The 24,636-nt window shown below is 31.4% G+C and carries 30 protein-coding genes, 1 tRNA gene and 1 pseudogene; 26 read left to right on the top strand and 6 right to left on the bottom strand.

From position 1 onward, the window contains the following. Nucleotides 1-71: 71 nt before the first annotated feature. The 5 genes from EAG11_RS19480 (at nucleotide 72) to rpoN (ending at nucleotide 5,608) form a co-directional block, all read left to right on the top strand. Nucleotides 72-1,205, top strand: a complete 1,134-nt coding sequence (locus EAG11_RS19480; protein ID WP_129540642.1) for an SPFH domain-containing protein — start codon at nucleotides 72-74, stop codon at nucleotides 1,203-1,205. Between the two features lie 9 nt (nucleotides 1,206-1,214). Then, the gene (locus EAG11_RS19475) at nucleotides 1,215-1,841 is read left to right on the top strand and encodes a hypothetical protein (RefSeq protein ID WP_129540641.1); all 627 of its coding nucleotides are present in this window, start codon (nucleotides 1,215-1,217) and stop codon (nucleotides 1,839-1,841) included. Between the two features lie 107 nt (nucleotides 1,842-1,948). Then, nucleotides 1,949-2,275 carry a hypothetical protein gene (locus tag EAG11_RS19470; protein WP_129540640.1) on the top strand — a complete coding sequence of 109 codons (327 nt, stop codon included), beginning with the start codon at nucleotides 1,949-1,951 and terminating at the stop codon, nucleotides 2,273-2,275. Nucleotides 2,276-2,603: 328 nt separating this feature from the next. After that, on the top strand, nucleotides 2,604-4,052 hold the full coding sequence (gene asnS / locus EAG11_RS19465) for an asparagine--tRNA ligase (RefSeq protein ID WP_129540639.1): 1,449 nt from the start codon (nucleotides 2,604-2,606) through the stop codon (nucleotides 4,050-4,052). A gap of 92 nt (nucleotides 4,053-4,144) precedes the next feature. After that, a complete protein-coding gene (rpoN, locus tag EAG11_RS19460; protein ID WP_129540638.1) occupies nucleotides 4,145-5,608 on the top strand; it encodes an RNA polymerase factor sigma-54 in 1,464 nt (487 codons plus the stop codon). Between the two features lie 73 nt (nucleotides 5,609-5,681). Here the strand turns inward: rpoN and EAG11_RS19455 are convergent, their stop codons facing one another. Then, entirely contained in the window at nucleotides 5,682-6,119 is a 438-nt protein-coding gene (locus EAG11_RS19455) for a hypothetical protein (protein WP_129540637.1), read from the bottom strand. A gap of 49 nt (nucleotides 6,120-6,168) precedes the next feature. Beyond that, the gene (locus tag EAG11_RS19450) at nucleotides 6,169-6,759 is read right to left on the bottom strand and encodes a thymidine kinase (RefSeq protein WP_039115440.1); all 591 of its coding nucleotides are present in this window, start codon (nucleotides 6,757-6,759) and stop codon (nucleotides 6,169-6,171) included. 244 nt (nucleotides 6,760-7,003) lie between these two features. Between EAG11_RS19450 and EAG11_RS19445 the strand changes: the two genes are divergently transcribed. The 8 genes from EAG11_RS19445 (at nucleotide 7,004) to EAG11_RS19410 (ending at nucleotide 14,313) form a co-directional block, all read left to right on the top strand. Then, complete coding sequence (locus EAG11_RS19445) at nucleotides 7,004-8,059, top strand: hypothetical protein (RefSeq protein WP_129540636.1); 1,056 nt, start codon at nucleotides 7,004-7,006, stop codon at nucleotides 8,057-8,059. 104 nt (nucleotides 8,060-8,163) lie between these two features. Next, complete coding sequence (rsmI, locus tag EAG11_RS19440) at nucleotides 8,164-8,898, top strand: 16S rRNA (cytidine(1402)-2'-O)-methyltransferase (protein ID WP_129540635.1); 735 nt, start codon at nucleotides 8,164-8,166, stop codon at nucleotides 8,896-8,898. Nucleotides 8,899-9,018: 120 nt separating this feature from the next. Beyond that, nucleotides 9,019-9,363 (top strand): HopJ type III effector protein, encoded by a 345-nt coding sequence (locus tag EAG11_RS19435; protein WP_129540634.1) that lies wholly within the window; start codon nucleotides 9,019-9,021, stop codon nucleotides 9,361-9,363. 26 nt (nucleotides 9,364-9,389) lie between these two features. Then, on the top strand, nucleotides 9,390-9,875 hold the full coding sequence (locus EAG11_RS19430; protein WP_129540633.1) for a hypothetical protein: 486 nt from the start codon (nucleotides 9,390-9,392) through the stop codon (nucleotides 9,873-9,875). Between the two features lie 75 nt (nucleotides 9,876-9,950). After that, on the top strand, nucleotides 9,951-11,639 hold the full coding sequence (gene recJ, locus EAG11_RS19425; protein ID WP_129540632.1) for a single-stranded-DNA-specific exonuclease RecJ: 1,689 nt from the start codon (nucleotides 9,951-9,953) through the stop codon (nucleotides 11,637-11,639). A 1-nt stretch (nucleotide 11,640) separates the two neighbouring features. After that, nucleotides 11,641-12,918 (top strand): MFS transporter, encoded by a 1,278-nt coding sequence (locus EAG11_RS19420; RefSeq protein ID WP_129540631.1) that lies wholly within the window; start codon nucleotides 11,641-11,643, stop codon nucleotides 12,916-12,918. 3 nt (nucleotides 12,919-12,921) lie between these two features. Then, nucleotides 12,922-13,845 carry an alpha/beta hydrolase gene (locus EAG11_RS19415; RefSeq protein WP_129540630.1) on the top strand — a complete coding sequence of 308 codons (924 nt, stop codon included), beginning with the start codon at nucleotides 12,922-12,924 and terminating at the stop codon, nucleotides 13,843-13,845. A gap of 111 nt (nucleotides 13,846-13,956) precedes the next feature. Next, complete coding sequence (locus EAG11_RS19410; RefSeq protein ID WP_129540629.1) at nucleotides 13,957-14,313, top strand: hypothetical protein; 357 nt, start codon at nucleotides 13,957-13,959, stop codon at nucleotides 14,311-14,313. An 88-nt stretch (nucleotides 14,314-14,401) separates the two neighbouring features. Here EAG11_RS19410 and EAG11_RS19405 read toward each other — a convergent pair. The 4 genes and pseudogenes from EAG11_RS19405 to EAG11_RS19395 all read right to left on the bottom strand — a co-directional run bounded on the left by EAG11_RS19405 (nucleotide 14,402) and on the right by EAG11_RS19395 (nucleotide 16,609). Next, nucleotides 14,402-15,159: pseudogene (locus EAG11_RS19405) on the bottom strand (UDP-2,3-diacylglucosamine diphosphatase). A 15-nt stretch (nucleotides 15,160-15,174) separates the two neighbouring features. Continuing rightward, nucleotides 15,175-15,627 carry a 6-carboxytetrahydropterin synthase gene (locus EAG11_RS19400; RefSeq protein ID WP_129540628.1) on the bottom strand — a complete coding sequence of 151 codons (453 nt, stop codon included), beginning with the start codon at nucleotides 15,625-15,627 and terminating at the stop codon, nucleotides 15,175-15,177. 32 nt (nucleotides 15,628-15,659) lie between these two features. Continuing rightward, a complete protein-coding gene (locus tag EAG11_RS21875; RefSeq protein ID WP_164998741.1) occupies nucleotides 15,660-15,836 on the bottom strand; it encodes a hypothetical protein in 177 nt (58 codons plus the stop codon). Between the two features lie 5 nt (nucleotides 15,837-15,841). Further along, nucleotides 15,842-16,609, bottom strand: coding sequence for an enoyl-CoA hydratase/isomerase family protein (locus tag EAG11_RS19395; RefSeq protein ID WP_129540627.1), 768 nt, complete (start codon nucleotides 16,607-16,609; stop codon nucleotides 15,842-15,844). Nucleotides 16,610-16,715: 106 nt separating this feature from the next. On the opposite strand from EAG11_RS19395, the gene EAG11_RS19390 reads away from it, so the two are divergent. From EAG11_RS19390 to EAG11_RS19330, 13 genes are all read left to right on the top strand, one after another. Further along, nucleotides 16,716-16,789 (top strand) — tRNA-Ala (locus tag EAG11_RS19390). A gap of 649 nt (nucleotides 16,790-17,438) precedes the next feature. After that, nucleotides 17,439-18,659, top strand: coding sequence for a hypothetical protein (locus tag EAG11_RS19385; protein WP_129540626.1), 1,221 nt, complete (start codon nucleotides 17,439-17,441; stop codon nucleotides 18,657-18,659). 6 nt (nucleotides 18,660-18,665) lie between these two features. Further along, entirely contained in the window at nucleotides 18,666-19,253 is a 588-nt protein-coding gene (locus EAG11_RS19380; RefSeq protein WP_129540625.1) for a hypothetical protein, read from the top strand. After that, nucleotides 19,250-19,450: a hypothetical protein gene (locus EAG11_RS19375; protein WP_129540624.1), complete on the top strand. Its 201-nt coding sequence runs from the start codon at nucleotides 19,250-19,252 to the stop codon at nucleotides 19,448-19,450. The genes EAG11_RS19380 and EAG11_RS19375 overlap by 4 nt, the downstream gene beginning before the upstream one ends. A gap of 40 nt (nucleotides 19,451-19,490) precedes the next feature. Next, the gene (locus EAG11_RS19370; RefSeq protein WP_129540623.1) at nucleotides 19,491-20,402 is read left to right on the top strand and encodes a hypothetical protein; all 912 of its coding nucleotides are present in this window, start codon (nucleotides 19,491-19,493) and stop codon (nucleotides 20,400-20,402) included. A 20-nt stretch (nucleotides 20,403-20,422) separates the two neighbouring features. Further along, nucleotides 20,423-20,773: a hypothetical protein gene (locus EAG11_RS19365; RefSeq protein ID WP_129540622.1), complete on the top strand. Its 351-nt coding sequence runs from the start codon at nucleotides 20,423-20,425 to the stop codon at nucleotides 20,771-20,773. Nucleotides 20,774-21,077: 304 nt separating this feature from the next. Further along, nucleotides 21,078-21,335 (top strand): hypothetical protein, encoded by a 258-nt coding sequence (locus EAG11_RS19360; RefSeq protein WP_129540621.1) that lies wholly within the window; start codon nucleotides 21,078-21,080, stop codon nucleotides 21,333-21,335. Nucleotides 21,336-21,442: 107 nt separating this feature from the next. Beyond that, on the top strand, nucleotides 21,443-21,679 hold the full coding sequence (locus tag EAG11_RS19355) for a hypothetical protein (protein ID WP_129540620.1): 237 nt from the start codon (nucleotides 21,443-21,445) through the stop codon (nucleotides 21,677-21,679). An 86-nt stretch (nucleotides 21,680-21,765) separates the two neighbouring features. Next, nucleotides 21,766-22,245, top strand: coding sequence for a hypothetical protein (locus EAG11_RS19350; protein ID WP_129540619.1), 480 nt, complete (start codon nucleotides 21,766-21,768; stop codon nucleotides 22,243-22,245). A gap of 63 nt (nucleotides 22,246-22,308) precedes the next feature. Beyond that, on the top strand, nucleotides 22,309-22,713 hold the full coding sequence (locus tag EAG11_RS19345) for a hypothetical protein (RefSeq protein ID WP_129540618.1): 405 nt from the start codon (nucleotides 22,309-22,311) through the stop codon (nucleotides 22,711-22,713). 244 nt (nucleotides 22,714-22,957) lie between these two features. Further along, nucleotides 22,958-23,236: a hypothetical protein gene (locus tag EAG11_RS19340; RefSeq protein WP_129540617.1), complete on the top strand. Its 279-nt coding sequence runs from the start codon at nucleotides 22,958-22,960 to the stop codon at nucleotides 23,234-23,236. 2 nt (nucleotides 23,237-23,238) lie between these two features. Further along, a complete protein-coding gene (locus tag EAG11_RS19335) occupies nucleotides 23,239-23,712 on the top strand; it encodes a hypothetical protein (protein WP_129540616.1) in 474 nt (157 codons plus the stop codon). 448 nt (nucleotides 23,713-24,160) lie between these two features. After that, nucleotides 24,161-24,514, top strand: coding sequence for a hypothetical protein (locus EAG11_RS19330; RefSeq protein WP_039117922.1), 354 nt, complete (start codon nucleotides 24,161-24,163; stop codon nucleotides 24,512-24,514). Nucleotides 24,515-24,636 lie beyond the last annotated feature (122 nt).

Raw genomic sequence — 24,636 nt, 5'->3', positions numbered from 1 at the left:
AAATAAATATTTTTTCTTAAAACAAAATGCAAATTATTCATACATTTGATTATAATTTTAACTAAATTAAAATGGGAATATTTGAAAAATTAAGAAATGAGTTTCTAGATATAATTGAATTTATAGACAACAGCAACAACACTCTTGTTTACAGATTCGAAAGATATCAGAATGAAATAAAAAACAATAGTAAGCTTATCGTTAGAGAAGGACAGCAAGCCATCTTTATGAATGAAGGTAAGATTGCTGATATTTTCAATGCTGGAACTTACACCTTAAACACCCAAAACTTACCTATTTTATCTACTTTAAAGGGTTGGAAATACGATTTCAATAGTCCTTTTAAAGCTGAAGTTTATTTTATAAATACACGAAATTTTATCGATCAAAAATGGGGAACTAAAAATCCTTTAATTTTAAATGATGACCGTTTTGGAATGCTTGAAATTAGAGCTTTTGGAACTTATACTTTTAAAATTGTCGATGCTCAAAAATTTATAAAAGAAATTGTTGGTACCGACGGACATTTTACTACCGAAGAGATTAACGAACAATTAAAAAGTATTATAGTATCTCGTTTTACCGATGCTATCGGCGAAGCTAAGCTACCTATAGAATCATACGTAGGTAATACCAACGAACTTTCGGCTACCATCTTTGCTATCATGAAAGATGATTTTGCTACCTACGGAATTGAGCTTAGCAAATTCTTACTAGAAAACACCTCTATGCCAGAGGATGTTAAAAAAGAAATTTTCGAATTAAGTCGTCTTAACAAGATTGACATGAAAAAGTTTACGCAGTATAAAACAGCTCAATCTATCGAGAAAGCTGCCGAAAATCCATCTGGAATAGCAGGAACCGCTTTTAGTTTTGGAACTGGCATGAACATGGCAAGGCAAATGATGCAATCTTTTGAAGAACCATTTCAAACAACATCTTTTTCCTCTTTTTCAAGCCATCAGATACCTCCTCAAACACCTCCACCATTACCAACAACAGGAACAACATATTTTGTTGCTATTAATAATGCACAAGCTGGACCCTTTAACGAAAGTCAACTTTTGCCTTTAATCGAAAAAGGACAACTGCTAGCAGATACTTTAGTATGGAATCAAGGAATGACGGGATGGCAAAAAGCATCGAGTGTTTCTGAGCTACAAAATTTATTTTCTCAAACTCCTCCTCCTCTACCTAACATCTAATTTTATAAAATGGAAAACGCCGAAATTAAAAACGAAACACTAAAAGCTTTCGACTGTTCAAATTGTGGAGCTGGATTAAAATATAAACCTGGTACAACAACTTTAATATGCGAATATTGCAATACCAAAAACATTATTCCACAAGAACAAACTATTATCGAGGAAAATGATTTCGTAACCTATCTTGAAAAATTAGAGTCAGAAAATTCAGTTGTTGAAGAAACACTACAATGCAAAAGTTGTGGCGCAGCTTCAACAATAAATATAAATTCAAAATCTTCTGATTGTCCATATTGTAACACTCCATTAATAGATGCTAGCACAAAAGAAGACCGCACCATTAAGCCTCAATATTTATTACCTTTTAAAATAGATAAGCAAAAGGCAGCCCTATTGGGTTATAATTGGGCAAAAGACACTTGGTTTACCAAACAAATCCAATCTTCTTCTATAGATTTATCTGGAGTTTATGTTCCTCATTGGACATTTGACGTACAAACCAATTCTAATTATAACGTAGAAAGAAAACAAGTAAATGGCAACAATACTTATCTTCAATCTATGTCAGGTAATCTTTCTCTATTTTTGACGACATCGTTGTTCCTGCATCTGGAACTGTTGACACTAATTTATTAGCAAAAGTAGGTCCTTGGATCACAAAGAATCTCGTTAATACCAACGACCAGTACCTAAGTGACTACATTGTTGAAAAACACAAACTCGGTTTAAAACAAGGGTTTTATGTGGGCAAAAAGGCAATCGACGAGACAATTAGCAAGCAAATCAATTCTCAAGTAGGCTCAGGCAGCAATACAAAGGTTAAGTCTATACAAAGCCAATACAACAACATAAAATTCAAACATATTTTGTTGCCTCTTTATGTAGCTACCTATGAATATAAAGGTCAGAAAAATATCTTTTACATTAATGGTAATACTGGAGCAGTAGCAGGCGTAAGACCAAAAAGTCCTATCAACGTATTTTTAAAAAAAGTTGCAATAGTTATCTTCATAATTGTAGGCATTCTTCTATTATTAGTTTTTTTACTAGCATGGTTGGGTGCCAGTTAATTAGACAATGTATCAATAAGACAATTAACCCCGATAAATTAAAAATCTATCGGGGTTTTATTTTTACTATATCATTCAATTAAACATCTAACAAATCCTAAAACCTGTCAGAAAACAATATAGTATCGTATAAGATAAATAAAAAACCTTGCATGATTCATGCATTTTCTAATTTTCTAATTGACAGATTATCTCATTTTCAAATGGGCCAAATACCAAATTGATACATTTACTAATTACGATTGACTCCTTATGGCATTTACAAACATTTCGATTATATTTGCAATTCGATTGAAAGACAATTTTTAATATCAATTCTAAAATTAAAATGAGACACACAAAAGTTAAAGACTTATTAAACAGTACTACGACGCTTCAGGAAGTTAATGCAAAAGGATGGGTAAGAACTTTTAGAAATAATCAGTTCATTGCTCTTAATGACGGCTCTACCATTAATAATATACAATGTGTTGTTGATTTTGAAAATACACCAGATGAAACTTTAAAGAGAGTCACTACCGGTGCCGCTATTTCGGTAACTGGAACTTTGATAGAAAGTAAAGGTGCTGGTCAGAATGTTGAAATCCAAGTTACAAAACTAGAAATATTAGGAGATTCAGATGCTGAAAAATTCCCGATACAGCCAAAAAACAAACCAAGCTTAGACTTTTTACGTGAAAATGCGCATTTGCGTGTACGTACAAACATGTTTGGAGCAATAATGCGTGTTCGTTCCGTATTATCATATGCAGTACATAGCTATTTTCAAGAAAAAGGATTTGTATATGTAAACACACCAATCATCACTGGTTCAGATGCTGAAGGCGCTGGAGAAATGTTTAAAGTTACCGCTTTACCTTTTGACAACCCTCCGAGAACAGAAGATGGAAAGATCAATTACAAAGAAGATTTCTTCGAAAAAGAAACAAACTTAACCGTTTCTGGACAATTAGAAGGTGAAACTTATGCAATGGCTTTAGGTCAAATTTATACTTTTGGACCTACTTTTAGAGCAGAAAATTCAAATACTTCTCGCCATTTGGCTGAGTTTTGGATGATTGAGCCTGAAGTTGCTTTTAATGATTTGGATGACAATATGGATTTGGCTGAAGATTTTATTCAGTACGTAATTAAATATGCGTTAGACAAATGTCCGGATGATTTGAAATTTTTAGAGACTAGATTACTAGACGAAGAGAAATCAAAACCTCAGGCAGAAAGAAGCGAAATGGCCTTATTAGAAAAATTAAACTTCGTATTAGAAAACAATTTCAAACGTGTTTCTTACACTGAAGCAATTGATATTTTAAGAGAGTCAACTCCAAATAAAAAGAAAAAATTCCAATATATCATTAACGAATGGGGAGCTGATTTACAATCAGAACACGAACGTTACTTAGTTGAAAAACACTTTAAATGTCCTGTAATCTTATTTGATTACCCAGCAAACATTAAAGCATTTTACATGCGTTTGAATGACAACACTGAACCAGGAAGAGAAACAGTTCGTGCAATGGATATCCTTTTCCCTGGAATTGGAGAAATCGTAGGTGGTTCTGAAAGAGAAGAACGTTATGATGTTTTAATTGAAAAAATGAAAGCTCTAGAAATTGACGAAGAAGAATTATCATGGTACTTAGATACTAGAAGATTTGGATCGGCAACTCACTCAGGTTTTGGTTTAGGCTTTGAGCGTTTGGTATTGTTTGTAACAGGAATGACAAACATACGTGACGTAATTCCTTTCCCAAGAACTCCTGGAAATGCAGAATTTTAAAAAAAAATAAAGTTTAAAAAAATGTTTCAAGTTTCAGGTTTCAGGTTTGTACAACTTGAAACTTGAAACTTTGAACTTTCAAACAAAAATAAATGCTAAAGCAATTTTTAAATTTAAAATTATCTCAAAAATTATCTCCTCAGCAAATTCAGCTGATGAAGTTAATTCAATTGCCTACGCAAGCATTTGAACAGCGTTTATTAGAAGAAATGAACGAAAACCCAGCTTTAGAAGCCGGAAAAGAAGAAGAGTACGAAGCAGATGAATTTGCGAATGAAGAATACGATGATTATGATGACGCAGAGTCTGACAGAATCGAAGCAGACGATATTAACATTGATGAATATTTAAGCGACGACGATACTCCAGATTATAAAACTCAAGCCAATAACTATAGTGATGATGATCAAGAGCGTGAAACTCCATTCGCATCACCAGTTAGTTTTCATCAAGATTTAATCAATCAGTTAAATACTTTTATATTAAGCGATGAAGAGCGTGAAATAGCTGAGTTCTTAGTAGGAAGCATCGATGATATGGGATACATACGAAGAAGTATTCCAGATATTGTAGATGATATGGCTTTTACGCAAGGTATCTATACCGATGAAGCAACGGTTGAAAAAATGCTACATGTAATACACGAACTAGAACCTTCAGGAGTTGGCGCACGTGATTTACAGGAATGCTTATTACTACAATTAAAACACAGAACTCCAACAGAATATGTAGAATTGGCAATCGATATTATCGAGAATCAATTTGATGCTTTCACCAAAAAGCATTACGACAAACTGTTACAGAAATACAATGTTTCGAATGAGCAGCTTAAAAAAGCAGTTCATGAAATAGAACGATTGAACCCAAAGCCAGGAGGCGCATTTACAGGAAATAATAAAGTTACTGAAAATGTAGTTCCCGATTTTGCAATCCGCATTGTTGATGGCGAGCTTGAATTAACCTTAAACGGAAGAAATGCCCCATCACTACACGTTTCCAAAGATTATCAGGAAATGATGCAGACCTATAAAGATTCTCGAGATAAATCGACAGCACAAAAAGATGCAGTACAATTTATAAAACAGAAACTGGATTCAGCTAAATGGTTTATAGATGCTATTCGCCAACGTCAGGAAACATTATATGTAACCATGAATGCGATCATGCATTATCAGGAAGAATATTTCCTAGATGGCGATGAAACCAAGCTAAAACCAATGATTCTTAAGGATATTGCCGATATGGTTGGATTAGATATTTCGACTATTTCGCGTGTTGCAAATAGCAAATATGTAGAAACTCCTTATGGAACGAAACTGATAAAAGAATTCTTCTCAGAAGCGATGAAAAACGATCAGGGTGAAGATGTTTCGACTTTGGAAATCAAGAAAATTTTACAAAATACAATTGAAGAAGAAGATAAAAGGAAACCGCTTCCAGATGATCAACTTGCTGAAATTCTAAAGGAAAAAGGATACCCTATTGCCCGAAGAACTATTGCAAAATACCGTGAACAACTTGATATTCCTGTAGCAAGAATGCGTAAGAAAATGTAATTCTTTATATTTTAAAATATAAAAACCCGACAAGTTCAAGAACCTGTCGGGTTTTATTTTATATAAGAATTATTTATTTATACTGACTTGGAAGAACTGTAACCTTAAACAAAAATGCTTTCTTTTTGTCATTATAGCTATAAACCAATGTAAAATCATTTTCCCTAAAAACTTCAAGCCCTGAATTTGCTTTGGCTGTACTCAACAAGCTCTTTTCAATTTCTTCATGTATAACAGCAACATCTGCAGTTTCTTTTTCTACATTTAGTAATGTTAGATTATATTGAACAACTTTATCCTCATGCAGACTTACACTATCTAAACGAATTCCTTCTTGAATTGTTAAAGGGCAATTTTTATTATACTTCACTACCAATTCTTTCACTTCCGTTTTTACCTCATCAGCACTTTCATAAAAATAAAATTGAAAGAAGCCCACCAAAACAAGTGCAATACCAATTGTAATTATTAACCAAATATTCTGTTTTCTTTTACTCTCTTTTTCTTGCATTGCCTCTTTTAGTTTAAAATATTATTCAGAATATCAGAAAAACTACAACCTATTTTTCCTGATTTTTTTTCATTGCATTGTAATATGCCGCACGACTTAATGGCTCATACTCTTCGGTTTCGCCAAGCATAACCAATTTATCATTATCTGTCTTACGAAAACTATAATTAGCAAGATTTCCTGTTCTTGTACAAACTGCGTGTACTTTGGTCACGTATTCAGCTGTTGCCATAAGTCCTGGCATTGGACCAAACGGATTTCCTTTAAAATCCATATCTAATCCTGCAACAATTACACGAATTCCTTGATTAGCAAGATCATTACATACTGTAATAATTTCGTCGTCAAAAAACTGAGCTTCATCAATCCCGATAACATCACAGCCTTGTGCAAGAATAGCAATATTAGCAGCTGCAGGGACTGGTGTTGAACGAATTTCGTTTGCATCATGCGACACAACCATTTCGTCATGATAGCGGGTATCAATAGCGGGTTTAAAAATTTCGACTTTTTGTTTGGCAAATTGAGCACGTTTTAATCTGCGGATTAACTCTTCGGTTTTACCCGAAAACATTGACCCACAAATAACTTCAATCCAACCAAACTGTTCTTTGTGATTTACTGTATTTTCGAGAAACATTTTGTATTTTTCTACCTTTAAAAATGAATAGTTTTCATTACTTTGTACAAGTAATAAATCAACATAAAAATTCAATACTTTTTACGTTTTTCAAAAGTAGAAAATTTTTATCAAATCGAAGATTCAAGAGCACTTATTTAAATAAATAAAAAGAATATTGCACAATGTTTCTTTCATTTTTTGATTTCACTCAAAAGAATACACATTAATAAATATGCCTAACACATTATAATTTTCAAACGTTATGAAAAAAAAATTGGAAGCCGATTTAATCAGCATTGCACATCGAATTTTAAAACTTAAAAACAAGTCCGATATCAATCAATTATATCTTGAAACGCAGAAATTATATGAAAAATTAGCCGTTTTAAAGTTTATTGATGAAAATTTTGAAGAGACTAAACCAACTATTGGTCGTGGTCAAATAGATGCTACAATTGAAACTGCATTTGAAAAGGAAGAAGTAATTCAATCTGAAAAAACAATTGCAGTTGAAGAACCAATTACAAAAGAAGAAATCATTGTAAATCAAGTTGTAGAAACTCCTATTGAAAAAGTTTCTGAACCAGTGGTTAATGAAGTAATTGAAGGCAAAACTGAAGAGATTATAGAAGAAAAAATTATCGAAGAAGAGGTTATTGCAGAAATCCCAGAATCTACAGAAGAGATCCCTGAGCCATTTTTGAAAGAAGTAATCGAAAGTAAAACGGAAGAAATTATTGAAGAGGTAGTTGTAGAAACTCCTGAACCAATAGCAGTCGAAGAATCTGTTGAAGAAGAAAAAATTGAGGAAGTAGCAAGTCCAATTACAAATTTTACTCCTTCATTTGATTTCACTCCAGAAGTAAAAGAAGAAACTCCAGAAAAATCAGATGTAGTTCATATTTCGTTCGAAGATATAATGGGTATCGATTATAGCAATGCACAATTTGTAAAAGTAGATAGTTTTGAAGCTGCATCTCCTGCTTCAACACCGCCAGCTCCAACAGAATTTAAAGAAAAAAAGAAAGAAGCAGCAACCACTTCCGTTTTAGAAGAATCTAAACCTGTTTCTTTAAACGAAAAACTTTCTAAGGGCTTTCATATTGACCTTAACGATCGTATTGCATTTACAAAACATCTTTTTGGAAACAGTCCTGAAGACTACAATCGTGTTTTAAACCAACTAATCACATTTGATAGTTTTGGTGAAGCCAATGAATTTCTTGAAAACATGGTAAAACCAGATTACAACAACTGGGAAGGAAAAGACGAATATGCAGAACGTTTCGTTGCTATTATCGAGAAAAAATTCTCATAAACACGAATTCCACAGATTTACACTAATTTATTTTCGTGAAATTTTTAACATTCTAATCATTCGTGTTAATTCGTGCAATCTGTGTTTAAATATTAAAAAAAATTATGTCTAAATTATATATCGTTCCTACGCCTATTGGCAACCTAGAAGACATGACTTTTCGAGCCATTCGTATTCTTAAAGAAGTAGATTTAATTTTAGCCGAAGATACTCGTACAAGTGGTAAACTCTTAAAACATTTTGAGATAGGTACGCACATGCACAGTCACCATATGCATAACGAACATAAGACTACCGAGAATTTAATCGCAAGATTAAAAGCCGGAGAAACCATTGCCTTGATTTCCGATGCAGGAACTCCAGCCATATCAGATCCTGGTTTTTTACTTACGCGTGCTTGTGTTGAAAATAAAATTGAGGTAGAATGTTTACCTGGTGCAACAGCTTTTGTTCCAGCACTTGTAAATAGCGGATTACCAAATGACAAGTTTGTTTTTGAAGGTTTCCTGCCTGATAAAAAAGGAAGACAAACCCGCTATTTAGTTCTTGCTGAGGAAACCCGAACGATGATTCTATATGTCTCTCCACATAAATTAGTAAAAACACTGGCTGAATTTATCACATATTTTGGCGAAGACAGACAGGTTTGCGTGTGCAGGGAATTATCAAAACTACATGAAGAAAATGTACGTGGAACCGCAAAAGAAGTATTAAACCATTTTGAAAAAACAGCACCACGCGGAGAAATTGTTGTAGTTGTTGCTGGAAAAACAATAATAAAAGAACCTAAGAAAAGTAAATTTTCTAAGGATGACAAAGAAGAAGACGAAGAAGATTAACACGATGTTAGTTCAAACACCATTTTGTCACATCGAGCGGAGTCGAGATGCAACAATTGGTTCTCGACTCCGCTCGAACTGACAATTAAGATCATTTTAAAGATATTAATAAAACATAATATGAGCATACAAGCCTTTTTAGAAAAACTAAAACAAACTCCAACCGAAATAACTTTTCCTGAAACTATTGCAGTAATCGAAGAGAATTACACATTTACTCCAACTGCTTTCCAAAATGGAACTCAACACAATGCTGCTGGCGAAAACTCAGGTTCTTGTAAATTATTTGCCTTCGCGAAATCGCAAAACCTTTCTCAGGAAGAAACTTTAGCTTGCTTTGGCGCTTATTACTTCGAAGAAGTTCTAGGAGATCCAAACGGAACCAATCACCAAAACATTAGAAACTTCATCAACTTAGGTTGGGACGGAATTAAGTTTGAAGGAACTGCTTTGGAATTGAAATAAATGCTAACACCATTATTTAATAAAACATGAAGGAAAGACTAGAGGAAATTGCAGTAGTAATATTTCTGCTTATAATAGGTATTCCTTTATCTATATTATTTCTTCCTTTTATTATACTTTTTTCAATATTTGATTTTTTTCAAAGAAAACGCTTTAAAAAAAGATATATTAATTATTTATCATCAATTGAAGGGAAAAAATTCTTCTGCTTTAATACTCGAAAAAACGGGCATCATTATATTGAAAAAAACGTCATTCCGAAACTTGCTGACGACATTGAATATATTTTCATGGAAGGTAAAAATTTAAAATCCGCATACACTAGAGAGTATATTTCTCATATGCTATCTACCATTTCTGATCGAAAAGGCTTTCCATACTTAATAAAAATTAATAATGGAAAAGTATTGAATAAGTCGTTAAATAGTCAGTTTTACAACTTTAAAAGTCAAAATAAAAATTCTGACGATTTGATTATCTTAATAAATGACAACTTTAATAAGCTAAAATAAATCTTAGATAACTTTAAACTAAATTCAAAATCTTTGTCAAAGTTTAAAACTTTATCAAAGTTAAAACCGAATAAAATGCGTTGGACTTTAAAATCAAAACCATCCGAAGATAAAATCAACCATTTAGCACAAGCACTAAATGTAGAAAATTTTGTTGCGACACTTTTAATCCAACGTGGCATTGAAACTTTCGATGATGCTAAAAATTTCTTTCGCCCATCATTAGAACATCTCCACGATCCCTATCTTATGAAAGATATGGACAAGGCAGTTTCCCGAATAGAAAAAGCAATTGCTAATCAGGAAAACATCCTCGTTTTTGGAGATTATGATGTCGATGGCACAACTGCTGTTTCCTTGGTTTCCTCTTATTTAAAATCATATTATCCAAATGTAGCAACCTATATTCCGGACCGCTATGCAGAAGGTTATGGGGTTTCATTTATGGGAATTGATTTTGCCGATGATAATGGTTTTTCACTGATTATTGCACTAGATTGTGGTATAAAATCTATTGACCATGTCGCTTACGCAAAAGAACGAAATATCGATTTCATTATTTGTGATCACCACCGCCCAGGAGATACCCTTCCCGATGCAGTTGCTGTTTTAGACCCAAAAAGAGAAGATTGTTTTTATCCTTATGATGAGTTATGTGGTTGCGGTGTAGGTTTTAAATTAATTCAGGCTTTAGGGACAAACCGCAATGAAACTATTGATGATTTATTTCCTTACTTAGATCTAGTTGCAACTGCAATTGCTGCAGATATTGTTCCTATGACAGGCGAAAATAGAGTTTTGGCTTATTATGGCTTACAGGTTATTAATAGCAATCCAAGACCTGGAATAAAAGCGTTGGTTCACCAAGTAAAGAAAAAATCACTCGACATTACCGATGTCGTTTTTATCATAGCTCCTCGTATTAATGCTGCTGGCCGTATTAAACATGGCAACCATGCTGTAGAATTGTTGACCGAATTCAATTTTGAACAAGCCCAACAATTTGCATCAGAAATAGAAAAATACAATGCAGATCGTAAAGATCTTGACAAACAAATTACTAAAGAAGCCTTTCAACAAATAGAAAAAAATCAAGAACAGAACCGATTTTCAACTGTAGTTTTTCAGGAGGATTGGCACAAAGGTGTTATAGGTATTGTAGCCTCACGATTAATAGAAACCTATTACCGACCAACACTTGTTTTTACAAAAAGTGGTGATAAATATGCTGCTTCTGCTCGTTCTGTAAAAGGATTTGACGTATATAATGCTCTAGATGCCTGTGCTGAACATTTGGAACAATTTGGAGGACATATGTATGCGGCTGGAATGACTTTGAAAGAAGAAAATTATCCAACATTTAAAGAAGCCTTTGAAAAACAAGTAGAAAAAACAATTCTACCCGAAATGTTAACTCCGGAAATAGAAATTGATGCCGAGATTAATTTTACAGATATTACTCCAAAGTTGATTCGGATTTTAAAACAATTTGAACCTTTTGGCCCTCTTAATATGACCCCTGTTTTTATGACAAAAAACATAAAAGATACAGGTTATGCAAAAGCGATGGGAGCAGATGAAGACCATCTTAAGCTCTTTGTAAAACAAAACAACTCCGAAGGAATTTCGGCAATAGGATTTGGTTTAGGAAAAAAACTAGATCTTACAACACATCAAAAACCATTTCAAGCCGCTTATTGCATCTCAGAAAATGAATGGAACGGTACTATATCTACACAATTAATGTTAAAAGACATTCAGTAAGATGACAGATAAAATCAAAAAAAATGACCCATACGCGGCGCTGCGTTATAGAGAATTTAATGTTTTTTTAATATTGCGTTTTGCCATGGTTTTTGCCTGGTCTATGCAATTTATTGTTATTGAATGGGAAGTATATAGTTTAACCAAAAATCCACTTTCGTTAGGAATTATTGGTTTAATGGAAGTAATTCCAGCTGTTTCGATGGCTTTATTCGCTGGTCATATTGTAGATCAAAATGAAAAAAAAGGGCTATTAGTTAAATGTATTTTAGGTTTTTCGGTTATTAGTTTTGGTTTATTTTTACTAACATGGCCAAAAATGGTAAGTGGTTTTTCTAAAGACGCTATTTTATACTCTATTTATTTTTTGGTTTTCTTAGGTGGATTAGTAAGAGCTTTTTTAGGCCCAACAATTTTCTCCCTCTTGTCTTTAATTGTACCTAAAAAATTATATCCTAATGCTGCTACCTGGAGCAGTTCGGTTTGGCAGGTAGGTTCTGTTTTGGGCCCTGCTATTGCAGGATTTTCAATTAACTATATTGGTGTTCATTGGTCTATGTGCTCCGTTTTTGCCTGTTCTCTTTTTGCATTAATCGCACTATCACAAATTAGCAAAAAACCTATTTTAAATCCAAAAATTGGAGAACCAGTTATGGAAAGCCTAAAAGAAGGAATCAAGTTTGTATTTAATAACAAAACGATATTAGGCGTACTGTCTCTTGATATGGTGGCTGTTCTTTTTGGTGGAGCTGTTGCTTTATTACCAATATTTGCTCAAGACATTTTAAAAGTTGGTCCCGAAGGTTTTGGTATATTGCGAGCTGCTCCTGCAGTAGGCGCCTTTATTACTATGCTAATTTCTGCCTATGTTCCTTTGTATAAAAAAGCAGGAATCAAACTTTTAGCTGCAATTTTTGTTTTCGGACTATGCATAATTACGTTTGGTATATCTACTATTTTCTGGCTTTCAGTTGCTGCTTTATTTTTAAGTGGTGTTGCCGATGGAATTTCAGTCGTTATACGTCAAACCATTCTGCAACTTAAAACTCCAGATCATATGCGTGGCCGTGTTGCTGCAGTAAACTCGATGTTTGTAGGTTCTTCTAATGAGCTAGGAGCTTTTGAAAGCGGTTTAACAGCAAGACTTATGGGAACAGTTACTTCGGTTGTTTTTGGCGGAAGCATGACTCTCTTAACTGTTTTAGGCTTTGGCATAAAATCTCCAACTTTTAGAAATCTGGATTTACAAAAAGATATGGAAGACCATCAAAATATGTAGTAAATGAAAATAACATTCTTGTTCTCGTTTTTATTTTTGACATTCTTAACTAATTCCCAAACACTACATATAAAAACATACGGAAACAAAACCAATACCCCCATAATCTTTATTCATGGCGGACCAAGGGGTAATGCATGTCTTTTTGAGGGAACTAATTCAGCCGAAGAACTTTCGAAAAGAGGGTTTTATGTTATTGTATATGACCGTAGAGGCGAAGGAAGATCTATAGATCCAAATGCAAAATTTACCTATAATGAAGCTTTTAAGGATTTAAACACTATTTACAAAACTTACAATCTAAAAAAAGCAACACTACTTGCTCATAGTTTTGGAGGTTTAGTCGCTACACTTTATTCTGAAAAATATCCAGAAAAAATTAATTCTCTTATACTTATTGGCGCTCTATTTTCCCAACAAAAAACATACAATCATATTTTAGATTCTGTCAAAAAAATCTATACTAAAAACAATAATTTGGTTATGCTTGATAAAGTTGCTCATATAGAAAAACTTGCCAAAAATTCTGCTGAATATAGAAAAGCATGCTTTGAACTAGCTGGAGAAAATAATTTCTTTAAAATGCCAAAACCCACAACTGAATCTAAAGCTTTATATCATCAATATGAAATAAGTGAATTTTATAAAACGAATATCAGGAATAAAAACGCTCCTCTAATATTTTATAAAAATGAAAAGCAAAACAATATCGATACCAAACCTATTTTGCAGAAATTAAAAGCGAAAGAGGTACCTATTTATGCCATATACGGAATGCAAGATGGTATTTTTTCTGTTTCAGAAATCGAAGCGTTAAAGAATATTGTAGGGAAACAAAATTTCGTAACTATCCAAAACTGCTCTCATTATTTATTTGTAGACCAACAAAGAGAATTTCTAGACAACATAGATAAGTGGCTTAAATAAGTAACATGAGCTTACCCTAATCATATCGTTAACAAAATTTAAGCTTTTTTATGATTTTTTTATTTAGAATAAATATAAATAATAATTATATTTGTTTTATAATTGATGATCATGAGAGAAATAGAACAAATATATCATAACGACTTCGGAATTTCTTTTTATTGGAAGAGCCATAATGAAACTCTATTTGATAAAATACAATTGATATTTAAAGAAACTGGATTTTACTTTTCTGTATCCGAATTAAAAGATTTTGATGATTTAATCGAAGACAGCTTAATGACAAATGCCTGTTGTGATGAATGTGCCCTAAAAAATAAATGCCATAAATTTTTACTAAAGACTCCTTGCTCTCAAATAGACTTGGCTGTTTCTATGGACGAATTAAAAGCAATTGAAGATTTAGTAAAAGGTTCTTTATTTAAAATTCAGCTAGAAGAATATGTTTACGGAGTTGGTTTAAACTAAACCAAGTTTGCTTCATTTTAGCAGAAACCTCAATATGATGTAAATATATTTTGAATAATTCCAAAGTATATTTACACCATAAAAATGATTATTTTCCAAATTCTTTCAGTTCGAAAGTTTCACCATCAAAAACACCGTAGGTAAAATATCCAATCCAGTCACCAAGATTTACATAATTAGAATCTTGACCTACTGAAAGAATCATAGGTAAGTGGCGGTGACCAAAAACAAAGTAATTATAATGTTTAGTTTCTAATTTACGCTTCGCATATAATACCAACCATTCATTTTCTTCTCCCAAAAACTTTACATCTTCGGCTCCAGAAATTAATTTATTTTTTACTGATAAATATTGTGCTAATTTCACTCCAACATCAGGATGAAGCCATCTAAAAATCCATTTTGAGAATGGATTGGTAAAGACTTTTTTCATTCTTTTATACCCTTTATCTCCGGGGCCTTTTCCGTCTCCATGACCTATCAGAAATGTTTTTCCTCCAAAAGTAAATTCTTTATTATCATGATAAACAGGAATATTAAGTTCTGTTTCAAAATAATCATTCATCCATAAATCATGATTCCCTACAAAGAAATATACAGGAATTCCGCTATCACGAATTTCTGCTAATTTCCCCAAAACACGAATAAACCCTTTTGGAACTACTGTTTTATATTCAAACCAAAAATCAAATAGATCACCTAATAAAAAAATTGCCTCAGCATCTTTTTTACCTCATCAAGCCACGCAACAAATTTTTGTTCTCTAGGAAAACTTAATTCGGGTGTAGGTGCTCCAAAATGTTGATCAGAAGCAAAATAAACTTTTTTATTATTGGGTAATTGCATGAAAATATATTACGATTACAAATTATCGCTTGCATACCATTCTGCAAATGACGATTCTGTTTCTTGAAGTTTTAAAGAGAAAAGAGAAATATTTGTTGGTAATCTTTTGATAATTCTTTCAGAAAAATCGACAACCATATTCTCACTTGTTGGCTGATAATCAACTAAAATCACATGGTGTCCACGATTTTTTAGTTCGTTTGCCAATTCAATATGTGGTGTTGTTTCATTAAAAACTGTAGCGTGATCAAACTGATCTACAATTTCTTCTTTTATAATCTTTTTTAGATCCGAAAAATCAATTACCATCCCATACTTTACGTTATTACGATCCGTAATTGGTGAACCAATAACTGTTACTGAGAGCTTATAACTATGTCCGTGAACATTTTTACATTTCCCATCATAACCATAAAGTGCGTGTCCTGTTTCGAAACTAAATTGTTTTGTAATTCTGATATTACTCATCGAGTTGTATTTTAGGTTGCAAATTTACTAAATTAAAAACCGTTTTGGTCTCTTTTTTTAGCTCGGTTATACATCCAGTACGCTACTCCAACCAAAATAACGAATGGAATAAACGAACCTATCACGACTCCTATTTGATAACTACTATCAGGAGCAGTCTTCATTTTCTCTGCAACATCTACTTGCTGAAGGGATAAAAAAACATTCATATTAATTATTTTTTAAATTGTAATAAAGCTGACTTTGTAAAATCAGACAAAACTAATTTTCCCGAAATCTGTGCACGTTCCAAAAGTAATGAACCCCAATGCTCAGTGCCTTGCCAAATAATTTTTTTCATTTCGCTTAGCGCTTCAGGATTATAACTTGCCAGTCTTAATGCAAAATGAGACAACTCTTCGTCCAACTCCACTTCGTTATCTAATACTTTTGCAAAAAGTCCTTTATGGTTTGCCCAAGTAGCCGATTTCCATTCATGGGCTGCAAGTGTCATCTCAGTCATAGCCGTTTTTCCAATCTTTTTAGAAACAGCAGGCTCAATAACAAATGGTCCAATTCCGATTGCCAGTTCTGATAGTTTTATTGCGCTTTCTTGTGTAGCAAATGCATAATCGCAAGCCGCGGCAATACCAACTCCTCCTCCAACAGATTTACCATGAATACGTCCGACAATTATTTTAGAACAATTTCTCATAGCATTGATAAGATGAGCAAACCCTGAGAAAAACTCAGCTCCTTGCTCCTCATTCTCAACTGCCAGAAGTTCATCAAAAGAAGCTCCTGCGCAAAAAGCACCATTTCCCTCGCTTCTTAAAATAACAACTGTAACAGCATCATTTTTACTCAAGTTGTCGATTTCAGCAGTTAATTTATTAAGCAAAGTTCTAGGAAAAGAATTACTTGCTGGATGATAAAACTCAACTGTTGCTATATTATTTTGAATTATGGTATGAAGTGAACCGTATTGATTTTCTGAGCTCATAAAAAATAGATTTGATTGTAAAGTTACGATTTTGACAACTATTTTAAGGTGATGCGTTTTGAAATTTGCTTTTTGCCAATTAAATGACTTTATTTGCTATCGTATTGGGGGATTAGCTCATTTGGCTAGAGTGCTTGCCTGGCAGGCAAGAGGTGATCGGTTCGAATCCGATATTCTCCACATAATAGAACAATAACCCTTGCAAATTAATTTTTGCAAGGGTTATTTTTTTATAATAAAGCTATTATTCTTTCTAAATTTAATCTCATAGCTCATTAAACACAAAATAATTTATAATTTTTGCTTTTCGTAAATGCTAAATTATGCTGTTTTCTCCTCATTGCTATTTATTTTAAAATGCCCCGTAAACCCAAGAAGCCACAGCTTAAAACTTCTAACGCATTACAAAAACACCTTAAAAATAATCCTAAACTTACAAATTAATATTATTTTATTTTTTATATAAGAAAAATACACTTATATTTACTCGTAACATTTAGTTTAAAAATCAATTTTATTATACTAAATACCACAACAATAGATTTATTTATAAAGGAATAATAGCAACATATGGTTATACTAAATGGTAACGAACCAACCTGAGAAAATAGGATATAATGAAAATTTCACAAAAGAAAATCATTTGTTTTTCGAATAAAATATAACACATTTTAAATATTTCTGAATTAGTAAGTGGAAATAAAGCACGTCATTAAAATTGTTTAATAAGAGAAAACAAATGCTAAACCGTAATCCGATTTGAAATATACGATTACGGTTTTTTTTATTGCTTTTACAAATGACAATTAAATAACTAAACCAGTAAAAAATGAAAAACAAATTAAAAAGAATTGCACAAGTATTACTATGCTGTTTTCTTCTCATAGTATGGAGTTGTGAAACCGAAAAGTTAGTAACTGACGAACAAACACCTCAGGCGAAAAGTATTCTATCAGCTAAAACATGGTTTGATAAATATGAATCTAATGGTATTAATTATGAATTATTTCAGAATTTAGAATACAACTGGAGCGAGGCAAACATTACGAAATCAGAAGATGGAACAGAAACTATTATTGTCCCTGTTATTGAATTAAAAGAAGATAAAGAGGAAATTTGGTCACAGAAATTATATCTTTATAAATTAGATGAAGGTAATTTCAAAGCATTATTATTCGAGATATATCCCGATAAAGATGTTCTAGCAAGTAGTCAAACGATAGATGGGGGTGATTTCAATGGTTACATTAGCTCTTGGGATTTGAAAAATGGTTTTATAAAAGCGGCTCAATTTGAAAACAATAAAGTTGTTCTAGAAGGGAAAATATCAATACTCCCTTCCATAAATAATGAACAAGGAAAAATGATAGCCGACCCTTGTTATTATTGTCCCGATGAAGAAGAACCAACTGGTGGTAGTAGTGGTTTTCCTGGCACACCGCTTAGAGAAGTTATAATTAAATCTCCATCATCACCACCATCGTTTCCTCCTATGACCTTTATCCCGCGTGGTCCCTCATATGGTGGTGTGATTAATCCGTCTGAATATACAAATCCTCCTCGTGGCGGCGGAGGTAGTAGTGGTGGATCGAAAAGCAATAATGAAGAGGTTTATCCTGATTGTGCTAGTATCAATTTTATAAAAATGGCGGGATTGCCTTGGCAAGAAGCTGCTGTAAAAAATATTAAATTTGACATTGTAATAGTTCAGTCTTTGACTCCCTTAAGGACTAGTACCGAAACAATTATATTACCGCAATCTGTATCTTTTCAAATGCCAACAAATACAATAGTAGGAAATACAGATATTACCCCAGGAACAGCAGCTAGTGTTACTGCAAAAGCTATAGATATGGCAATGAAACAAACAAGAGATTATTATAAAGCTGTTCCAGCAACTGAATTAATGGTTACTGAATTCTTTAAGAAAGCTTTAAAAAACACTTTTGAATTAATGACTCCAGGAAGCAGACTTCAAATTAACCCAGGCAAAACCGTTACTCCAACAGAATATAAAAGCAACTGGTTTTTACCAGGTAACTGTAATTAAACACATATGCTGATAGAAATTTTAAAAAACATTTCAAATTCAAATTACCCTGATAATATTTCAGAACTTAATGAAGTAGAAAAATACAACGAAAGTTGTGAGCATAAAAATTTATGTAAAACATTAACTTTATTTGAAAATATGCATCGTAATGAAGGATATCTAAATGAATTAATAGAAGAATTTAAAGCCATAAATTTAACGATGCATTTTCATGATGTAACTCTGTTTAACTCTGGTGATAGAGCCTTTAATTTTCAACTAACTAAAATGAACGGAAGCCATCTTCATTCTATTTGTTTAAACATTAGTATCTTGTGTCCATATTTCACATATTATGTTCTTGATACATTAGTTGATTTAGAACAAGTAAAATGGATTGGAAGACCTTATAAAAATGAAGAGTTAGAAATTCTGTACGCCACAGAAATTAATAAAATCATTAAATTAGTTGAAAAAAAGCTTAGAATTACAAAATTTCCATCAGAATTACTAACTTACAAGCTCCCACAAATTAGCAAAGGATTTATTCCGTTTGGCGAGTTTACTTTTTTTAATGCATTCTTTTTGGATGAATACTATACAAGATTATGAAATACTTTATTTACGCACTTTTAATTTTAGGAATAGGATTATTGATTTATGGCTACATCTATCCAACTGAATATTGTTTGGATATCAATATTAAAGATACCTATTACGCATTTACTTATACACCAATAGCAACATTTGTTTTATTGTTTTCTTTAATCTTTTATATAGCTAGTCGTTTATATAAACTAGTTAGATGATATATCAATACTCTCTTCCATAAATAATGAACAAGGAAAAATGATAGCCGACCCTTGTTATTATTGTCCCGATGAAGAAGAACCAACTGGTGGTAGTGGTGGTTTTCCTGGCACACCGCTTAGAGAAGTTATAATTAAATCTCCATCATCACCACCATCGTTTCCTCCTATGACCTTTATCCCGCGTGGTCCCTCATATGGTGGTGTGATTAATCCGTCTGAATATACAAATCCTCCTCGTGGCGGCGGAGGTAGTAGTGGTGGAGGCGTTACAGCTCCAGCGCCTGTGCAAATTATTGATGCACTTACGGAAAAAGCAAAGTGTCTGAATGCTTTATTAAATAAAAACGGAAATTCTTTTGTGCAAAAAATATTATCTAATTTTGTTGGTAAATCTGAATTTGATATTAAAATTGTTTCTAAAGAGAAAGTAACTAATTTAGATAAAAATGGAATCCTCAAAGAAATTAACGGAAAAACAATTCATTTACCAGGAAGTGCGCTAATGACAATTGAAATCAGTACATCTAAAGCAAATGAAAATGCTGCTTTAGATGTTGCAAGAACCATTTTACATGAATATATACATGCTGACATCTTTAGAAAATTATATACTACATCTGATGAAATTGGTAATAAATCAACAGATTTTAAGAAAACGTATGATCAATATGAGAATCAACATGGAGCAATTGCAGGATTATATCTTAACAGTATGAAAGAAGCTTTAAAAGAGTTTCATAAATCCGTACTTACCGATGATTACAATAAATATATTAATTATTTTGGAGAAGTACCGAATGATGCTTTTTATGAAGCTTTGGCTTGGGGTGGTCTAAGAGATGGTGATGTAAAAGCTTGGACAGATCTGCCAGCAGAAAAAAAAGCTGAAATTGAGAAGCTTTCAAGCAGAATACCACTTTTAAGCAAAGCAGCGCCATGTTCTAACTAACATTATAAAATTATTTAAAGATGAAAATATTAACAATTGTATTGTTTCTCCTTTTCTTTATTTCTCTAAATGCTCAAGAGAAAACAAAAGATACACTCTATTTTAAGTATGATAATAAGTATATAAATTTGTATACTGAAATCCCAGGTCATTTTTATTTAGATGATAGTAGTGGAGGTAGTAATGGGTCTTTTTTCTTTAAAAAAGGAGAAGTGAAAAGTGATCTAAGTCCTAAAAAGATTTTGTCACTTAAAAAGTTTATACGCTCTTCAGATTTTTATGATAAAAAGAAAAAATTGAATAATGAAAAAATTGCTGTTTTTTTAGTAATTACGTTGTGTTTTTGGTTAAAAATATTGATAAAAAAGTAGAATATATTCAAGTCGAATCAGGCTTTGAGATAGAATGATAATATTTAACATGAAAGTTATTTTTTTGATATTCCTTACAATTGGGGCTTTATTGTGGATTTTTTCTGCTTTGTAGAATATAACTTTAATTTTTGTATTTCTAATACATTTTATATTGTAAGTTATTTTTACCCAGCCATACTAGTTTTAGCTAGTTGGTACATTTTTTTATTCTATAGAATTTATAAAGAGAAAAAATAGAAAGAAATAACTTTGTCAAAATTTTAGGTTTTGTCAAAATCCTGATGCTACTGATTTATAATCCGTGCCCACAACAGTAAAGTATTTTAAAATAACATACGAAACTTGTGGAAATCAACACAATACTATTGCTTTAATGTATCTAAATAGCATGAGAGAAGCTTTAAAAGAATTTCATAAAAATGTGTTTACTGATGACTATAATAAATACATTAATTATTATGGAGAGGTACCAAGTGATGTTTTTTATGAGGCGTTGGCTTGGGGAGGTTTAAGGGATAATAACGTAAAAGCTTGCCAGCAGAGTTCTACTTTTAAGTAAATTAGTTCCTTGTCCATAACAAAACAATTAAAGAAGGTTGTGGATTTAGGAAAATGTATTGGAATCTCAATATAATTTAAGTTATTGCCTTATAAAATCACTCAACTATGAAAAAATATATTTCACTTTTTATATTAATACTTTTTTCTATTTCTGGCCTAAAAGCACAGGAAAGAAAAAAAGACACTCTTTTTTTTAATATAGATAAATATTATACCATATCACCCACAATAACTCCAAATCTTTCAAAGCAAATTTACGCTGAAAGGATAGAATTTGAAAAGGAACAGATGAAGCATACTAAAACAAATGGTTATATATTTTTGTTGGGGATGGTTTCTTAACAAAAGATTTAAAGCCGAAAAAAATCCTATCAATAAAGAAGTATATTGAAAATCGGAAGTTCTATTTTGATGGAAAACATAACGAAATGGTAGACAAATGGAAGCTGAAAGATTCGTTGACTGAGAAGTACATAATATACTTTGTAAATGGGAATGAATTTATCCAACCTAGATATTTAGAATATTATTCTTATTATCCAATTGGTAAAGGAGAAAATGCTGTTAACAATAAAATAAAGGATACTCTTTATTTTAAATTAGATAATAGTTACGTGTATCGACCAAAAGATGAATCAAAAACTTTTTTACTTAAAGATGGGCATGATACAACTAATGGGGGGATTTATTTTGAAACAATTAGAATATTAAATGGTTTAAAACCCAAAGAAATATTTAGTCTAGAAAAATTTGTACGTTCGTCAAAGTTTTATGATGATAACAAAAAAGTAAAATTAAATGATTATGAACTTTATGGATATTTTAATAATTATGTTTTAGTCCTGGTTGAGGAAGCTTTTGGGCAAAAGAAATATGTTGAAGTAGAACCAATGTATGCTATTGAATAATTGCTAATTATGATAAGACATATAGGAGTGTCAACGCATTTTGTGATGCATAAAATTTAAAAAATGAAAATAGTTGTCTTTATTTTAATAGCTTTATTTTCTTCTGTCATTTTAAAGGCTCAAGAAAAAACAAAAGACACCCTGTTTTTTAATTACGATAATAAGTATATTAAAACTCATGCTGAAATACCAAATCATTTTTATCTTCAAGATGGTAGTGGTTCCAATTATGGTAGTTTCTACTTTCAAAAAGTTAAAAATTTAGATAATCAAAAAACAAATAAAAAAACAGCTCTTTGTCTTAAAGATTTTGTACAATCCTCTGCGTTTTATGACAAAAACAAAAATCCTAAATTAAATGATTATAAGCTTTGGGAATATTTTAATAGTTATGTGGTGATTTTGGTTAAAAAAAATCATCAAAAAATAGAATTCATTCAAGTAGATTCAGCTTATGAGATTGAATAAAAACAAAAGCAGTATTTCAATATTTTGAATACTGCTTTTTTCATTTTAAAGTTATTTTGACTGAAAATCGATTTTAAGGCGGTTTCTTGTTAAAAAGCTTTATTTTCATTTCTTCATCATTAATGTAGTTTGAAAGCTTGTTTGCAGTGGTTAATTTTGTGTTTTTAAGTAGATTCGTATTCTTTCAAATAGCTGTAAAACATCACAATCAAAAACTATTTACTAATTGTGTCAACTAATGTAATTGTATCAGAAAGATTATTATTATAAAAGATTCAAAGCTACTTGGAATCACGAAATGATGGCTAATCATTATAGAGGAGCCATTGCAGATATCATTCAACAATTTGATAATAATAGATTGCCACGTTTAACGTACGAAAAGATTGCCTGGGTAGGCTTAGGGAAATTAGAGAAAAATGTTACGTCTATTGCTTGGGATAACTTATCAGCTATCGAAAAAGAATCAGTTACTAAATTAATTAACGAGCACTTTTATAAAGGGCCTTCAAACTGTAAATAATCATGAAAAAGAAGATTTGTCTAATAATACTATTAACGATTAATTTCATAATAAATGCTCAAAAGAAAGAAAGTGATTATTTTACTTTCTATAAAGGAGGAGGTAAATATTTAAAACCTTTAAAGTATGTATTATTTATCCCAAAAGAGGGTAATGTAAAAACAGAAGAAGGTAGAAAAAAAATTTTTAAGATAGGATCAGAGAGATTTGTCTTTGATAAAGACAAACATAAAGTTGATACATCTTCTGTTAGATTTTTAAATAATATAAAATTAGAAAAGACTACTAAGCTTAGAGATAATGAGGTTGTTTTTTATAAAAATGAAATTAAAAAAACTGAAATTTATAAAAAATCTGGATTCTCATATCCTTTTCCAATTACTAAAGTTCATCCATATTTTAAAATTTATCTTTTAGAAAAAACGGATATGAAATTAATAAAATATGAGGTGGATTGGGAATATTCAGATTTTTAAAAACCATTAATAAGGAATAAAAAATGAGAAATAAATTTTTAATATTCTCCACAACAAGTTTTTCGTTATTTGTATTTTTTTACTTTTCGGAGTATTATTTTGATTTTTGCATAGGAGATACTTTTTATGTGGTAAATTATTTTTATCTAGTATTATTAGTGTTTGTATTAGGATGTGTATATCATTTGATAAAGTATATAAAAAGATAAGAAAGTAGAGGGTTTATTTCTTTTGGAGATTTTACTTTTTTTAACGCATTCTTTATTTGGATGAATACTATACAAGATTATGAAATATTTTATTTACGCACTTTTAATTTTAGGAATAGGATTATTGGTTTATGGCTACATGGAATGCATTAAGTCAAACTCAAAAGCAAAAAATAGCAGACGTTTATAAACAATGGCTTTCTAAAGCAGGAAAAGCTTGTAATTAATTCACATACAAAATGAAAACATTATACATAATCTTAAACGTTTTATTTTTCATGAGTGCCTTTTCTCAGGAGAAAAAAGATATTATTGTCTTTGGTTTTGATACTACGACAGATGAAGTTATCTACAGAGTACATAAAGGAAAAGAAGAAATATCAGGTTTTAAAATATTAATAAATAAAAAGAAAGTTTTTTTTAGTTCTAGTCCTTATTTAGGAAATAAAAAATTAACAACAAATACTAGTAGAAAAGAATTAGAGATGGTTTTAAAGAATGATAATATTAACAAACAACATACTTTTTTCCTTTTTTATAAAGGAAAAAAATATTATTCTGTTGATTATCTAGTCAGAAAACAAATCAATTAATTGAGGTAATATATTTTAATCTCAAAAGATACCAATATGAACCTCTATTATATATCGATAATTACTGAAGTTGATTAATAATTATAAAACTCAACTTATGAAAAAAATACTGATTCTAACAT

The sequence above is a fragment of the Flavobacterium sp. 140616W15 genome (assembly GCF_003668995.1).
In the GTDB taxonomy this organism is placed as follows: Bacteria; Bacteroidota; Bacteroidia; order Flavobacteriales; family Flavobacteriaceae; genus Flavobacterium.
Note: the sequence above shows the minus strand (reverse complement) of the source record. Positions and strands in the feature narration are given on the sequence as shown.

Excerpts from the sequence above, each read along its gene's own strand:
- EAG11_RS19480 (WP_129540642.1), top strand. The coding sequence starts at position 72 with ATGGGAATATTTGAAAAATTAAGAAATGAGTTTCTAGATATAATTGAA.
- EAG11_RS19475 (WP_129540641.1), top strand. The coding sequence starts at position 1,215 with ATGGAAAACGCCGAAATTAAAAACGAAACACTAAAAGCTTTCGACTGT.
- asnS (WP_129540639.1), top strand. The coding sequence starts at position 2,604 with ATGAGACACACAAAAGTTAAAGACTTATTAAACAGTACTACGACGCTT.
- rpoN (WP_129540638.1), top strand. The coding sequence starts at position 4,145 with ATGCTAAAGCAATTTTTAAATTTAAAATTATCTCAAAAATTATCTCCT.
- EAG11_RS19455 (WP_129540637.1), bottom strand. The coding sequence starts at position 6,119 with ATGCAAGAAAAAGAGAGTAAAAGAAAACAGAATATTTGGTTAATAATT.
- EAG11_RS19450 (WP_039115440.1), bottom strand. The coding sequence starts at position 6,759 with ATGTTTCTCGAAAATACAGTAAATCACAAAGAACAGTTTGGTTGGATT.
- EAG11_RS19445 (WP_129540636.1), top strand. The coding sequence starts at position 7,004 with ATGAAAAAAAAATTGGAAGCCGATTTAATCAGCATTGCACATCGAATT.
- rsmI (WP_129540635.1), top strand. The coding sequence starts at position 8,164 with ATGTCTAAATTATATATCGTTCCTACGCCTATTGGCAACCTAGAAGAC.
- EAG11_RS19435 (WP_129540634.1), top strand. The coding sequence starts at position 9,019 with ATGAGCATACAAGCCTTTTTAGAAAAACTAAAACAAACTCCAACCGAA.
- EAG11_RS19430 (WP_129540633.1), top strand. The coding sequence starts at position 9,390 with ATGAAGGAAAGACTAGAGGAAATTGCAGTAGTAATATTTCTGCTTATA.
- recJ (WP_129540632.1), top strand. The coding sequence starts at position 9,951 with ATGCGTTGGACTTTAAAATCAAAACCATCCGAAGATAAAATCAACCAT.
- EAG11_RS19420 (WP_129540631.1), top strand. The coding sequence starts at position 11,641 with ATGACAGATAAAATCAAAAAAAATGACCCATACGCGGCGCTGCGTTAT.
- EAG11_RS19415 (WP_129540630.1), top strand. The coding sequence starts at position 12,922 with ATGAAAATAACATTCTTGTTCTCGTTTTTATTTTTGACATTCTTAACT.
- EAG11_RS19410 (WP_129540629.1), top strand. The coding sequence starts at position 13,957 with ATGAGAGAAATAGAACAAATATATCATAACGACTTCGGAATTTCTTTT.
- EAG11_RS19400 (WP_129540628.1), bottom strand. The coding sequence starts at position 15,627 with ATGAGTAATATCAGAATTACAAAACAATTTAGTTTCGAAACAGGACAC.
- EAG11_RS21875 (WP_164998741.1), bottom strand. The coding sequence starts at position 15,836 with ATGAATGTTTTTTTATCCCTTCAGCAAGTAGATGTTGCAGAGAAAATG.
- EAG11_RS19395 (WP_129540627.1), bottom strand. The coding sequence starts at position 16,609 with ATGAGCTCAGAAAATCAATACGGTTCACTTCATACCATAATTCAAAAT.
- EAG11_RS19385 (WP_129540626.1), top strand. The coding sequence starts at position 17,439 with ATGAAAAACAAATTAAAAAGAATTGCACAAGTATTACTATGCTGTTTT.
- EAG11_RS19380 (WP_129540625.1), top strand. The coding sequence starts at position 18,666 with ATGCTGATAGAAATTTTAAAAAACATTTCAAATTCAAATTACCCTGAT.
- EAG11_RS19375 (WP_129540624.1), top strand. The coding sequence starts at position 19,250 with ATGAAATACTTTATTTACGCACTTTTAATTTTAGGAATAGGATTATTG.
- EAG11_RS19370 (WP_129540623.1), top strand. The coding sequence starts at position 19,491 with ATGATAGCCGACCCTTGTTATTATTGTCCCGATGAAGAAGAACCAACT.
- EAG11_RS19365 (WP_129540622.1), top strand. The coding sequence starts at position 20,423 with ATGAAAATATTAACAATTGTATTGTTTCTCCTTTTCTTTATTTCTCTA.
- EAG11_RS19355 (WP_129540620.1), top strand. The coding sequence starts at position 21,443 with ATGAAAAAATATATTTCACTTTTTATATTAATACTTTTTTCTATTTCT.
- EAG11_RS19350 (WP_129540619.1), top strand. The coding sequence starts at position 21,766 with ATGGTAGACAAATGGAAGCTGAAAGATTCGTTGACTGAGAAGTACATA.
- EAG11_RS19345 (WP_129540618.1), top strand. The coding sequence starts at position 22,309 with ATGAAAATAGTTGTCTTTATTTTAATAGCTTTATTTTCTTCTGTCATT.
- EAG11_RS19335 (WP_129540616.1), top strand. The coding sequence starts at position 23,239 with ATGAAAAAGAAGATTTGTCTAATAATACTATTAACGATTAATTTCATA.
- EAG11_RS19330 (WP_039117922.1), top strand. The coding sequence starts at position 24,161 with ATGAAAACATTATACATAATCTTAAACGTTTTATTTTTCATGAGTGCC.